This is a genomic window from Pseudomonas sp. DW-iso3 (assembly GCF_058725305.1).
This window is the reverse complement of the sequence record NZ_JBZXDZ010000008.1, coordinates 210,362-223,688: the sequence shown is the minus strand read 5'-3', so window position 1 is coordinate 223,688 and position 13,327 is coordinate 210,362. Positions and strand designations below refer to the sequence as shown.

General features: G+C 61.2%; 13 protein-coding genes. 8 read left to right on the top strand and 5 right to left on the bottom strand.

The features are described 5' to 3' along the window. Positions 1-248 precede the first annotated feature (248 nt). Positions 249-653: an acyl-CoA thioesterase gene (locus AC4PS7_RS23555; protein WP_003176975.1), complete on the top strand. Its 405-nt coding sequence runs from the start codon at positions 249-251 to the stop codon at positions 651-653. 58 nt (positions 654-711) lie between these two features. Continuing rightward, complete coding sequence (locus AC4PS7_RS23550; RefSeq protein WP_010207589.1) at positions 712-1,611, top strand: D-hexose-6-phosphate mutarotase; 900 nt, start codon at positions 712-714, stop codon at positions 1,609-1,611. Positions 1,612-1,677: 66 nt separating this feature from the next. Here the strand turns inward: AC4PS7_RS23550 and AC4PS7_RS23545 are convergent, their stop codons facing one another. The 5 genes from AC4PS7_RS23545 to AC4PS7_RS23525 form a co-directional block, all read right to left on the bottom strand. Further along, positions 1,678-2,214: a DUF3299 domain-containing protein gene (locus AC4PS7_RS23545; RefSeq protein WP_010207590.1), complete on the bottom strand. Its 537-nt coding sequence runs from the start codon at positions 2,212-2,214 to the stop codon at positions 1,678-1,680. Between the two features lie 77 nt (positions 2,215-2,291). After that, on the bottom strand, positions 2,292-2,537 hold the full coding sequence (locus AC4PS7_RS23540) for a GlsB/YeaQ/YmgE family stress response membrane protein (RefSeq protein WP_005792540.1): 246 nt from the start codon (positions 2,535-2,537) through the stop codon (positions 2,292-2,294). A 104-nt stretch (positions 2,538-2,641) separates the two neighbouring features. Further along, positions 2,642-3,727 carry a 5-(carboxyamino)imidazole ribonucleotide synthase gene (locus AC4PS7_RS23535; protein WP_010207591.1) on the bottom strand — a complete coding sequence of 362 codons (1,086 nt, stop codon included), beginning with the start codon at positions 3,725-3,727 and terminating at the stop codon, positions 2,642-2,644. An 11-nt stretch (positions 3,728-3,738) separates the two neighbouring features. Continuing rightward, on the bottom strand, positions 3,739-4,230 hold the full coding sequence (purE, locus tag AC4PS7_RS23530) for a 5-(carboxyamino)imidazole ribonucleotide mutase (RefSeq protein WP_003195648.1): 492 nt from the start codon (positions 4,228-4,230) through the stop codon (positions 3,739-3,741). A 333-nt stretch (positions 4,231-4,563) separates the two neighbouring features. Beyond that, on the bottom strand, positions 4,564-5,472 hold the full coding sequence (locus AC4PS7_RS23525) for a LysR substrate-binding domain-containing protein (RefSeq protein ID WP_045791491.1): 909 nt from the start codon (positions 5,470-5,472) through the stop codon (positions 4,564-4,566). Between the two features lie 182 nt (positions 5,473-5,654). On the opposite strand from AC4PS7_RS23525, the gene aspA reads away from it, so the two are divergent. The 6 genes from aspA (at position 5,655) to AC4PS7_RS23495 (ending at position 13,291) form a co-directional block, all read left to right on the top strand. Then, positions 5,655-7,079 carry an aspartate ammonia-lyase gene (gene aspA, locus AC4PS7_RS23520; RefSeq protein WP_010207594.1) on the top strand — a complete coding sequence of 475 codons (1,425 nt, stop codon included), beginning with the start codon at positions 5,655-5,657 and terminating at the stop codon, positions 7,077-7,079. Between the two features lie 392 nt (positions 7,080-7,471). Further along, the gene (locus AC4PS7_RS23515) at positions 7,472-8,917 is read left to right on the top strand and encodes an alanine/glycine:cation symporter family protein (RefSeq protein WP_010207595.1); all 1,446 of its coding nucleotides are present in this window, start codon (positions 7,472-7,474) and stop codon (positions 8,915-8,917) included. A 77-nt stretch (positions 8,918-8,994) separates the two neighbouring features. Continuing rightward, on the top strand, positions 8,995-9,972 hold the full coding sequence (locus AC4PS7_RS23510; RefSeq protein ID WP_198729614.1) for an asparaginase: 978 nt from the start codon (positions 8,995-8,997) through the stop codon (positions 9,970-9,972). A 50-nt stretch (positions 9,973-10,022) separates the two neighbouring features. Further along, positions 10,023-11,015 (top strand): AraC family transcriptional regulator, encoded by a 993-nt coding sequence (locus AC4PS7_RS23505; RefSeq protein WP_010207597.1) that lies wholly within the window; start codon positions 10,023-10,025, stop codon positions 11,013-11,015. A 153-nt stretch (positions 11,016-11,168) separates the two neighbouring features. Continuing rightward, positions 11,169-12,203 carry a histone deacetylase family protein gene (locus tag AC4PS7_RS23500; RefSeq protein WP_106119393.1) on the top strand — a complete coding sequence of 345 codons (1,035 nt, stop codon included), beginning with the start codon at positions 11,169-11,171 and terminating at the stop codon, positions 12,201-12,203. Next, on the top strand, positions 12,200-13,291 hold the full coding sequence (locus AC4PS7_RS23495) for a polyamine ABC transporter substrate-binding protein (RefSeq protein WP_010207600.1): 1,092 nt from the start codon (positions 12,200-12,202) through the stop codon (positions 13,289-13,291). Before AC4PS7_RS23500 ends, AC4PS7_RS23495 begins: the two co-directional genes overlap by 4 nt. Positions 13,292-13,327 lie beyond the last annotated feature (36 nt).

Genomic DNA, 13,327 nt, shown 5'->3' with positions numbered 1-13,327 from the left:
CGCCCAGAGGTCGTCGTGGCGCCAGGGTCTCGATATACTCGGCCCTTGCAAGCGCAAGAACCGCAGTCTTGAGGGGCTGCTGTGCCAAAACGTCGTTGGGCGCCATCCAGCCGATTTGGCAGAGTTTCCCTTTAGTACGCCTTACGAGAAACGCATCACGCGGTGTATGTTGGTGCTGAAACGTTTTTTTCGAAGACGGCTATCCACTTGAAATACCCATGAAGCGTTACGGGTCAGAGGCCCTCGGCATGATCGAACTCGAACAAGAAGATCCTATCCCGCAAGGCGACCTCGCCCTGCAAATCACCGCGCTCCCGCGTGAAACCAACGGTTTTGGCGACATCTTCGGCGGCTGGCTGGTCGCGCAGATGGACTTGGCCGGCACCGCCATGGCCAGCAAGGTGGCAGGCGGGCGTGTCGCCACTGTGGCCATTGATCGCATGGCGTTCCTGGTGCCGGTCGCGGTGGGCGCACAGCTCTCCTTTTATACCCAGGCCCTGGAAATCGGCCGCAGCTCGATCCAGATGATGGTCGAAGTGTGGAGCGACGACCCGCTGTCCAGCGAATGGCGCAAGGTGACCGAGGCGGTATTTGTATTCGTCGCCATCGACGGCAGCGGCCGCACGCGCTCGGTTCCATCGCGCGCACGTTAAACCTCGCCGGGTTTTGACGGTCAATTGCCCCATTGCCTGCCATGAAGAGTGCTTTGTTATGCCGACGCCCCACGTTGAAACCGTGAAAATCGACGAGCTGGATTGCTGGCGCATCCGCCACAACGGTGCCGAACTGATAGTGGCCCAACAGGGCGCGCATCTCTTCAGTTATGGGCGCGACGGCGAACAGCCACTGATCTGGCCGAATCCTGAAGCGGTGTTCAAAAAGGGCAAGGGCATTCGCACCGGCGTACCGGTGTGCTGGCCGTGGTTTGGCGTATTTGACCGCAACCCGCAGAGCGTGAAAGCGATGCGTCAGAGCGAGCAGCCCGCTGGCGCACACGGTTTCGTGCGCACAGCGTTGTGGGAATTGGCCGCGACCGAGCTTGAAGGTGAAGCGCTACGCGTGGATCTGGTACTGCCGGTGCCGGCAGGCGGCTTTCCTGGTTGGCCCCATCAGGTCGACCTGACACTGAGCCTGCTGCTGGATGAGCAACTGCATATCCGCCTGACCAGCCACAACCGTGGTACCGACACCGTGACCCTCAGCCAGGCGCTGCACACCTACTTCGCCGTAAGCGATGTGCGCAATGCGCAGGTCGAAGGGCTGGACGGGCGCGCCTATATCGATACCGCCGACGGCTGGACCGAAAAGACACAATCCGGCCTGCTGCACTTCACCGCCGAGACCGATCGCATCTACCTCGACACGCCGTCACAGTTGACTATCGTCGACAAAGACTGGCAGCGCCGTATCCAGCTCACCAGCGAAGGCTCAAAGTCGACCGTGATCTGGAACCCGTGGACCGAACGCGCCAAGGCTTTTGACGACATGGCCGATGATGGCTGGACAGGCATGCTGTGCATCGAGACGGCGAATGTGCTGGATGATGTGGTGAGCCTGGCACCCGGTGAAAGCCATACGCTGGGCGTGAGCATCGCCGCTATAGCCCTGTAAACCCAATCGAAATGTGGGAGCGGCGATTCGACTTGCTCGCTCCCACATTGGGTGATGTGCCGCGCCTTATAAATCCGACTCCTTCACCACCCGTACTTTCCCCGCATCCAGCGCATACGCCGCATCGGCAAGGTCATTGTTGACCTTCTCCACCTTCAGCGTGCCCGTGACCCACAGCGGCGTGTAGATATCATCCAGCTTCAGCCCCTTGGGATAGCGCACCAGCACCAGCTGATTGGGCGGCGGCGGCGGCACGTGGATACAGGCGCCCGGATACGGTACAAGGAAGAACAAAGTACTTCGGCCCTTGGCGTCGGTTTCCAACGGCACCGGGTAGCCGCCGATGCGGATGTTCTTGCCGTTCATGGCGGCCACGGTCTTGGTGGAATACATCACCGCCGGCAAGCCTTTGCTTTGCTTGAGGCCACCTTTGTCGGTGAAGGTGCCCTGGGCTTCGGGGGAGTTGTGATCGATCTCGGGCATGGCTTCGAGGGCTTTCTGGTCGGAAAGCGGCATCAGGTCGAGCCAGTCGGTTTCCGGCAGTTCACCGGCGTGCGCCAGGCCAGGGCCCAGCAAAAGGAGAGTCAACAGAAGACGGCGCATGGAGAAGCTCGGCAAGTACAAGTGCCGAGCATTCTAGCCCCCTGCGCCTGCGCAGCGCAGAGGACTTTGTCGGCTGATTACTTCTTTTTGATCAGGCCGTAGATCACCAGCAACACAATGGCACCCACCAGCGCGCCGATGAAACCTGCACCTTGACCGGCCTGGTAGATACCCAGTGCCTGACCACCGTAGGTCGCGGCCAGAGAGCCAGCGATACCCAACAGGATGGTCATGATCCACCCCATGCTGTCGTCGCCTGGTTTCAGGAAACGCGCCAGCAGGCCGACGATCAAGCCGATAAAAATGGTTCCGATGATACCCATGGCATTTCCCTCTGATTGAAGTGAGCTATGCCAAAGCCTAGTCAGGCTTTGGCATCCTGCAATCAGAGAGACGACGGTCACCAATGGTTCCCGTCGGGCTCACCTTATTGCTCGGCGATCAGCGCTTCAACCTTGAGGATCTGCGCTTCCAGCGTTGCGCGGTCCTTGCAGCGCAGGTTGGCGTGGCCGACCTTGCGCCCGGCCTTGAAGGCCTTGCCGTAGTGGTGCAGGTGGCAGTCGTCGATGGCGATGACTTTTTCCACCGCAGGCACGGTGCCGATGAAGTTGAGCATGGCGCTCTCGCCGACTTTGGCCGTGGAGCCCAATGGCAAGCCCGCAACCGCCCGCAGGTGGTTTTCGAACTGGCTGCACTCGGCGCCTTCGGTGGTCCAGTGCCCGGAGTTGTGCACGCGTGGGGCGATTTCGTTGGCCTTGAGGCCACCGTCGACTTCAAAGAACTCGAACGCCATCACGCCTACATAATCCAGTTGCTTGAGCACACGGCTGGAATAATCTTCCGCCAAAGCCTGCAACGGGTGGTCGGTGCTGGCCACTGACAGCTTGAGGATGCCGCTGTCGTGGGTGTTGTGCACCAGCGGGTAGAAACGGGTTTCGCCATCACGGGCACGCACGGCGATCAGCGAGACTTCGCCGGTGAACGGTACGAAGCCTTCCAGCAGGCAGGCGACGCTGCCCAGTTCGGCGAAGGTACCGACCACATCAGCTTCAGTGCGCAGGACTTTCTGGCCCTTGCCGTCATAACCCAGGGTGCGGGTTTTCAGCACGGCCGGCAGGCCGATGCTGGCGACTGCAGCGTCCAGGTCTGCCTGGGACTGGATATCGGCGAAGGCCGGGGTCGGAATGCCCAGGTCCTTGAACATGCTCTTCTCGAACCAGCGGTCACGGGCAATGCGCAAGGCTTCGGCGCTGGGGTACACCGGGACGAACTGCGACAGGAACGCAACGGTTTCGGCCGGGACGCTTTCGAACTCGAAGGTCACCAAGTCGACTTCGTCGGCCAGTTGGCGCAAGTGGTCCGGGTCGCTGTAGTCAGCGCGCAGGTGTTCACCCAAGGCGGCAGCGCAGGCGTCCGGCGCCGGGTCCAGGAAAGCGAAGTTCATCCCCAGCGGGGTTCCCGCCAGAGCCAGCATGCGACCCAGTTGGCCGCCACCGATTACACCGATTTTCATCGTCAACAACCTCAGGCGATGCGTGGGTCTGGATTGTCCAGCACGCTGTCTGTCTGCTCAGCACGGAATTTCTTCAGCACCGCGTGGAACTGCGGGTGCTTGGCGCCCAGGATGCTGGCGGACAGCAACGCGGCGTTGATCGCACCGGCCTTGCCGATCGCCAGGGTCGCCACCGGGATACCGGCCGGCATCTGCACGATGGACAACAGCGAATCCACACCCGAGAGCATCGACGACTGCACCGGCACACCGAGCACCGGCAGGTGGGTCTTGGCCGCACACATGCCTGGCAGGTGCGCCGCACCGCCGGCACCGGCGATGATCACCTCGATGCCACGGGATTCTGCTTCATCGGCATACTGGAACAGCAAATCCGGGGTGCGGTGGGCAGAGACCACCTTCACTTCATACGGAATGCCGAGTTTTTCCAGCATATCGGCGGTGTGGCTAAGGGTGGACCAATCGGACTTGGAGCCCATGATCACGCCAACCAATGCACTCATCGTCGTGCCTCTTCTCTCTGGGCGCCCGCAGGCGCGTCAAAAAACAACAAGCCACGCGGGAAATCCGGCGTGGCTTGTTGTACGAATTAAGGCCGGTTGGACCGGCCGAAGGCCGCGCAGTATACCGTAATAATCAAGATAAACAGCCCCTGGAATGACCATCTGTCCAGTGGCGCAAACCGGCGGTTTTATTGACTCAAGAGTCAGCCAGGGACGCTGTAAAACCCTGTGGGAGTAAGCTTGCTGGCGAATGCGCTGGGGCAGTCAAAATAGCGGTGTCTGATACACCGTCTTCGCGAGCAAGCTTGCTCCCACAGTTGATCTGCATCGCGCTCAGGCGCTTTGCGCCGCGCCACCCTCCAACTTGCGCCACAACAACCGCACGTTCGCCTTGCGCACCAACGCACAGCGATACAGGCGGATCTCCAGCGGCACATGCCATTGCGGGCCGCCGCACACCACCAGTTCGCCACGGGCCAACTCCGCCCGTACGCTAAGTTGCGGTACCCAGGCGATGCCCAGGCCTTCCAGGGCCATGCTCTTGAGGCTGTCCGCCATGGCCGTTTCGTACACGGTGGTAAAACGCAGCGCACGCTGGCGCAGCAGCAAATGCACCGAACGCCCGAGGAACGCGCCGGCGCTGTAGGCCAGCAGCGGCACACTGCCCTCGCCTTCCAGATCGAACAGCGGCTTGCCGTCGACATCAGCGGCGCACACCGGGAGCATTTCGGTGTTGCCCAGGTGCAGCGACGGGAAGATCTCGGCGTCCATCTGCATGGCGGCGTCCGGATCGTAGAACGCCAGCATCAGATCACAGCCGCCTTCGCGCAGCGCGTGTACCGCGTCACCGACGTTGGTGGCGACCAGGCGCGTGGCGATGTTCAAGCCTTCGTTACGCAATTGTGCGATCCAGCGCGGGAAGAACCCCAGGGCCAGGGAGTGGGCGGCTGCCACTTGCATGACTTCGCCCTGCCCGCCTTCCAGGTGATGCAAATGGCGCAGAACCTCGCCGAGCTGTTCAACCACCGTGCGCGCAGTCACCAGGAACAACTGCCCCGCTGCCGTCAATTCCACCGGTGTGCGCGAGCGGTTGACCAGGGTCAGGCCCAACGCCGCCTCCAGGCTACGGATACGTCGGCTGAACGCCGGCTGGGTCACAAAGCGTCGCTCTGCCGCCTGGGAAAAGCTGCGGGTGGCCGCCAAGGCGCTGAAGTCTTCCAGCCATTTGCTCTCAAGGTTCATCACTTCCTCCCACGGGTATGCACCATTTTGGCACACACGCCCGTCATGATAACCGGGTCACACCTGCATTATGCCGTTTGTGCATAGGCCAGTGTTTAACAGCATTGGCCCAAAAAGTTCTACAAGCCTAGCATTCGCAGCGTTCCGGCCAGTTCCGGGTCCATATCGAGATGATTTCCGTCATGTCCTCCGCTGCATCTTTCCGTACCGAAAAAGACCTGCTTGGCGTACTCGAAGTACCTGCTCAAGCGTATTACGGCATCCAGACCCTGCGAGCGGTGAACAACTTCCGCCTCTCGGGCGTTCCGATTTCGCATTACCCGAAATTGGTGGTCGGTCTGGCAATGGTCAAGCAAGCGGCGGCTGACGCCAACCGCGAACTGGGCCAGCTCAGCGAAGCCAAGCACGCTGCCATCAGCGAAGCCTGTGCCCGCCTGATCCGCGGCGATTTCCACGAAGAGTTCGTGGTGGACATGATTCAAGGCGGCGCTGGCACTTCAACCAACATGAATGCCAACGAAGTCATCGCCAACATCGCGTTGGAGGCCATGGGCCACAACAAGGGCGAATACCAGTACCTGCACCCCAACAACGACGTGAACATGGCGCAGTCGACCAACGACGCCTACCCGACCGCGATCCGCCTGGGTCTGCTGCTGGGCCATGACGCGCTGCTCGCCAGCCTCGACAGCCTGATCCAGGCCTTCGCCGCCAAGGGCGAAGAGTTCAGCCACGTGCTGAAAATGGGCCGCACCCAGTTGCAAGACGCCGTGCCGATGACCCTCGGCCAGGAATTCCGCGCCTTCGCCACCACCTTGGGCGAAGACCTGGCGCGCCTGAAGACCCTCGCGCCCGAGCTGCTGACCGAAGTCAACCTGGGCGGCACCGCCATCGGTACCGGCATCAACGCCGACCCGCGTTACCAGGCCCTGGCTGTACAACGCCTGGCCGTTATCAGCGGCCAACCGGTTGTTCCAGCCGCCGACCTGATCGAAGCCACCTCCGACATGGGCGCCTTTGTACTGTTCTCCGGCATGCTCAAGCGCACGGCGGTGAAGCTGTCGAAGATCTGCAACGACCTGCGCCTGCTGTCCAGCGGCCCACGCACCGGCATCAACGAGATCAACCTGCCAGCGCGTCAGCCAGGCAGCTCGATCATGCCCGGCAAGGTCAACCCGGTGATTCCGGAAGCCGTGAACCAGGTAGCGTTCCAGGTCATCGGTAACGACCTGGCCCTGACCATGGCAGCCGAAGGTGGCCAACTGCAACTGAACGTGATGGAGCCGCTGATCGCCTTCAAGATCTTCGACTCGATCCGCCTGCTGCAACGCGCCATGGACATGCTGCGCGAACACTGCATCGTCGGCATAACCGCCAACGAAGCGCGCTGCCGCGAACTGGTGGAGCACTCCATCGGCCTGGTCACCGCGCTGAACCCGTACATCGGCTATGAAAACGCCACCCGCATCGCGCGTATCGCCCTCGAAAGCGGCCGCGGCGTGCTGGAACTGGTGCGCGAAGAAGGCTTGCTCGACGACGCCATGCTCGACGACATCCTGCGCCCCGAAAACATGATTGCTCCACGCTTGGTTCCCCTGAAGGCCTAAGCGTTTGTTGCACCGCTCACCAGGTTGAGGGACTAGACACCTCTCACCTTTTGAGGGCCTGAAGGCTCGTTCTTCAGGCCCTTTTTTTTGCCTCAAGGTTGTGAAATGACGCCCATAAAAAATCCAATATCGCCCTGCAAACCCTCCTTGCCCGACTCGAGCGTGCTGAAACCTTTAATCGGCCTGTGCAGACGGATCACGCTCGCCTAGGTATAGTGCCGCCCCTCTTCGCGTCAGAGATCGTCGTTATCGAGGTCCTGGACAGCGCGAAACCGCATGAATAACAACACCCGCAAAAGGATTGGGGTCCAAGCGTCGTGCACTGCCTGGTGCCGAGCGATGCATTGAACCGTCCTGCGTTTGCCATTAGAAAAATCAGCGAGGAACACTCCATGCTCGAAGTCATCAACGACTTCCTCTCAGGGAAAGTACTGATCGTGCTCATTGTCGGGCTCGGCGGTTATTTCACGATTCGCTCGCGTTTCGTTCAGTTGCGCCACTTTTTCCACATGTTCTCGGTGTTTAAAGACAGCCTCAAAAGCAGCGCCGGCCAGCTCAGCTCCTTCCAGGCGCTGATGCTCAGCCTGGCCGGCCGCGTGGGTGCCGGTAACATCGCGGGTGTCGGCATTGCCGTGACCCTGGGTGGTCCCGGTGCCGTGTTCTGGATGTGGGTCACCGCGTTGGTCGGCATGTCGTCGAGCTTCATCGAGTGCTCCCTCGGCCAGTTGTACAAGCGCACCGACGCCGAAGGCACCTACCGTGGCGGTCCGGCCTACTACATCCAGCACGGCCTGCAGAAGCGCTGGCTGGGTATGGTCATGGCATTCCTGCTGCTGGTGACCTTCGGTTTTGCGTTCAACGGCCTGCAAGCCCATGCCGTGACTCACTCGCTGAACAACGCCTTTGGCCTGGACACCACCTACACCGGCCTGGCCCTGGCCGTATTGCTCGGCCTGGTGTTCATCGGTGGGATCAAGCGCATCGCCTCGATTGCCGACCTGCTGGTACCGGTCAAGACCCTGGTCTACATCGCGGTAACCCTGTACGTGATCGTGCTGCAATTCGACCACGTACCCGCCATGCTCGCGACCATCGTCAAGAGCGCTTTCGGCCTCGACCAAGCCTTCGGCGGCCTGGTGGGCAGCGCGATCATCATGGGTGTGAAGCGCGGCGTGTTCGCCAACGAAGCCGGTTTGGGCAGTGCGCCTAACGTGGCAGCCGTGGCGTCGGTAGAGCATCCGATCGCCCAAGGCGTGGTGCAAGCGTTCAGCGTGTTCCTCGACACCTTCGTGATCTGCACCTGTACTGCGTTGCTGATCCTGCTTTCCGGCTTCTACACCCCGGGCTTCGAAGGCGACGGCATTGCCCTGACCCAGAACTCCCTGGCGGCCGTGGTCGGCGACTGGGGTCGCATGTTTATCTCGGTGGCCCTGGCGTTGTTCGTGTTCACCTCGATCATGTACAACTACTACCTCGGCGAGAGCAACCTGCGCTTCCTGGTCGGCAACAACCGCAAGGTGTTGATGGGCTACCGCGCGCTGGTGCTGGTGCTGATTTTCTGGGGTTCCATCGAGAACCTGAGCACCGTGTTTGCCTTCGCCGACATCACCATGACGATGCTGGCGTTCGTCAACCTGTTCGCCCTGGCGTTCCTGTTCAAGATCGCCATGCGCATCCTGAACGACTACGACAACCAGCGCGCGGCGGGTATCAAGACGCCGGTGTTCGACTCCAGTCAGTTTCCTGATCTGGACCTTGACCGTAAGGCGTGGCCGGCGAACCCGGTAAAACCTGAAGCAGCAACGTCGGCTGAGCTGAACGCTCAAGTGCAACGCTAAGCGTAGATAGATGACACGCCGCACGACCTTGGGCATGCTCAAGGCCGTGCGGCGTTTTTCGTTCAGGAGAATTATCGATGTCCTCATCCAGTAACGTCATGGTGCTCTACACCGGCGGCACCATCGGCATGCAGGCCAGCACCCATGGCCTGGCTCCCGCATCCGGCTTCGAAGCACGCATGCGCGAACAGCTGGCACACCTGCCAGCGCCTGCCTGGCGCTTCCAGGAAATGGCCCCGTTGATCGACAGCGCCAACATGACCCCCGCTTACTGGCAGCGCCTGCGCACCGCCGTGGTTGAGGCCGTGGACGACGGCTGCGATGCCGTGCTGATCCTGCACGGCACCGACACCCTGGCCTACAGCGCGGCGGCCATGAGCTTTCAACTGCTCGGCCTGCCTGCACCGGTGGTGTTTACCGGCTCGATGCTGCCAGCCGGCGTGCCCGACAGCGATGCCTGGGAAAACGTCAGCGGCGCCCTGGCGGCGCTGGGCAAAGGCATCGCGCCGGGTGTGCACCTGTACTTCCACGGCGCGCTGATGGCACCGACCCGTTGCGCGAAAATTCGCAGCTTCGGTCGCAATCCATTCGCGGCGCTGAATCGCCAGGGCGGTGCTGCGCGTGCAGAGTCCATTCCCAAGGCCTTGGACTATCGCCAGCCCAAAGCCTTGGCCAGCGTCGGCGTGCTGCCTCTGGTGCCGGGCATCGGTGCGGCGCAGTTGGACGCGGTGATTGGCAGCGGCATTCAAGCGCTGATCCTGGAATGTTTCGGCAGCGGCACCGGGCCCAGCGATAACCCCGAGTTCCTCGCCAGCCTTCAGCGTGCGCAGGCGCAAGGTGTGGTCGTGGTCGCGATCACCCAATGCCATGAAGGCGGCGTGGAACTGGACGTCTACGAAGCCGGCAGTCGTTTGCGTGGCGTGGGCGTGTTGTCCGGTGGCGGCATGACCCGTGAAGCCGCGTTCGGCAAGCTCAACGCGCTGATCGGCGCCGGGCTCGATATCCAGGAGGTCCGCCGTCTGGTAGAGCTGGACCTGTGCGGCGAGCTGCGCTGAGCGGCATATAACTTGCTCCACTTCCAGCCATCCTCTGGCTGGAAGCCCCTATGTTGCACTCCCACCTCACGACCCTCAACGCCGTCTCGCTGGTCATTAACGCGTTCAAGGCCGAAGGCTTGCCGGCTGAAACGTTGCTCGCGGGCAGCGGTATCTGCGCCGCCGACTTGAGCCGCGCCGACGCCTGCATCACCACCAACCAGGAGATGCGTGTGTGTACCAACGCAGTCGCGCTGCGGCGGGATATTGGCCTCGAATTGGGCCGCAAGATGCATGTGTCGTCCTACGGCATGCTCGGTTATGCCCTGCTCACCTGTGCCACCTTCGGTGACGCGTTGCGCCTGGCGCTACGCTACCCGGCGCTGTTGGGAACACTTTTCGAGCTGAGCCTGGAAAACGACGGCGAGCGTATCTGGCTGACCGCCGCCGATTACCGGGAAACGCCCGCGCTGGAAATGTTCAACGTCGAATTCTGCCTGGTTTCGCTGAAAATCATCTGCGACGACCTGCTGGGCCAGCCGCTGCCGTTACTCGGTGCACGTTTCGAATACAGCGCGCCGGACTATCACGCGCGCTACCACGAGTGCTTCGCGTGCTCGCTGCATTTTGAAGCCAGCGCCAACGCCTTCGCGTTTGACAAGCGCTGGCTCGACCAGCCGCTGCCACTGGCCGACGCCGTCACCCATCAAGCCATGACCGATCGCTGTCGCAAGCAGAACTTGGAGTTTACCGGGCGCCAGGCCTGGCTGGGTCGGATCCGCCATTTGCTCGCCGCCCAGCTCCACGCCGCGCCCGGCATTGAAGGCTTGGCTGCGCAGATGAACTGTTCCGCGCGAACCTTACGTCGGCATTTGCATGACTTGGGCAGCAGCTACCAGGAACTGCTCGATGAGCTGCGCTTCGAGCGCGCCAAGCAGTTGCTGGGGCAGGACGAACTGCCGATCTACCGAATCGCGGAACAGCTCGGTTTCAGTGAAACCGCCAGCTTTCGCCACGCATTTGTACGCTGGAGCGGCGTGGCACCCAGTCAATTTCGCCCCTGACGCCTCGCAATGACGGGTCGATGCGCGCTAGCGGGGCGAATTGCGGTCACACAATTTGGCCGTATTTATCCCCTTTTGGCCGCTCTTGCCGTTTTCTTAAAACCGTCCCGCCGCAAGACTGCATCCACTGATACAGCCTGCGGAGAACAAAAAATGCTGACGATCTACTCAGACGATCATCACCTGCATCACGGTCGGTGCGAATTGATGGACGGGCAACTGATGCCCTGTTTCGAAATGCCCTCGCGCGCGGACCACGTGCTGCAACGGGTCAAGGACCGCGAACTGGGCCCGGTGCAAGCGCCGCAGGATTTTGGCGTGGCGCCGCTGCAACGCATCCACAGCCGCGACTACCTGGAATTTTTCAAAGGCGCCTGGGCGCGCTGGACTGAATTCGCCACGGATGGCGACCTGCTGCCCTATACCTGGCCCGCCCGTACCTTGCGCAGGGTATTGCCCACCAGCCTGCACGGCCAGCTGGGTTACTACAGCTTCGACGGTGGCGCGCCGATTACCGCCGGCACTTGGCAAGCGGCGTACAGCGCAGCGCAAGTCGCGCTCACCGCGCAACAGGCGATCCAGCAAGGCGCCCACAGTGCCTTCGCCCTGTGCCGACCACCGGGACATCACGCCGCCAGCGACTTGATGGGCGGTTATTGCTACCTCAACAACGCCGCCATTGCCGCCCAAGCCTTTCTTGATCAGGGCCACAAAAAGGTCGCGATCCTGGATGTGGACTACCACCACGGCAACGGCACCCAATCGATTTTTTACGCACGCCGCGACGTGCTGTTCACGTCGATCCACGGCCACCCCGAGGCGGAGTTTCCGTTTTTCCTGGGCTATGCCGACGAATTGGGTGAAGGCCCAGGCGAAGGCTTCAATTTCAACTACCCGCTGCCTGCAGGATCAGGCTGGGAGCGCTGGAGTGCAGCGCTTGAGGAAGCCTGTAAAGAGATCGAGCGCTATGGCGCCGACATCATCATCGTGTCCCTGGGTGTGGACACGTTCAAGGACGACCCCATCTCACAGTTCAAACTCGACAGCCCGGACTACCTGGCAATGGGTGCACGCATCGCCGACCTGGGCAAACCCACGCTGTTCGTGATGGAAGGCGGCTATGCCGTGGAAGAAATCGGCATCAATGCCGTCAACGTTCTTGAAGGATTTGAAGGGGCAGCCCAATGAACATGCTCAAGTCACTCGTCCTCTGCGCTGCCGTTATCAGCGGTATGGCCCACGCCGAAGAGAAAACCCTGCGGGTCTACAACTGGTTCGACTACATCACGCCCAAGGCACTGGAAGACTTCAAGGCGCAGAACCCCACGATCAAACTGGTGTATGACATCTTCGACACCAACGAAGCCCTGGAAGCCAAGCTGCTCACCGGCAACGCCGGGTATGACGTGGTGGTGCCATCCAATGTGTTCCTGGCCAAGCAGATCGAGGCCGGAGTTTTCCAACCTCTGGACCGCAGCCAGTTACAGAACTGGAAGCACCTCGACCCCAAGCTGATGAAGCTGATCGAAGCCAATGACCCAGGCAATAAATTTGCCGTGCCGTACATGTACGGCACCATTCTCATCGGTTTCAACCCCGACAAGGTCAAGGCCGCGCTGGGCGTCAATGCGCCGGTGGACAGTTGGGACCTGATCTTCAAAGAAGAAAACATCAGTAAGCTCAAGCAATGCGGTGTGGCCCTGCTCGATTCCCCGTCGGAAATCCTGCCCCTGGCCCTGCAACACCTGGGTCTGGACCCCAACAGCAGCAACCCCAAGGACTATGCAAAGGCCGAAGCGCTGCTGTTGAAGATCCGCCCCTACGTCACTTACTTTCACTCCTCCAAGTACATGGCCGATATCGCCAATGGCGACATCTGCGTGGCCGTCGGTTACTCCGGCAGCTTCTCCCAGGCCGCCAACCGCGCCAGGGACGCCAAAAATGGCGTGACCGTAGATATGCGCCTGCCCAAGGAAGGCGCGCCGATCTGGTTCGACATGCTTGCCATCCCAAAAGGCGCGAAAAACCCGCAGGACGCCTACACCTTCATCAACTACCTGTTGCAACCGCAGGTGATCGCGCCGATCAGCGATTTCGTCGGCTACCCCAACCCGAACAAAGACGCCACCGAACAGGTTGACCCCTCGATTCGCAACAACCCCAACCTGTACCCCACCGAGGCGGCGATGGCCACGCTGTATACCCTGAAACCTTTGGGCCGTGACGCGGAGCGCGCCAGGACCCGAGCCTGGAGCAAGATCAAGTCGGGTATCTGAATACCACCTCCTGACAGACCTGCGCTTTAGCGTGAT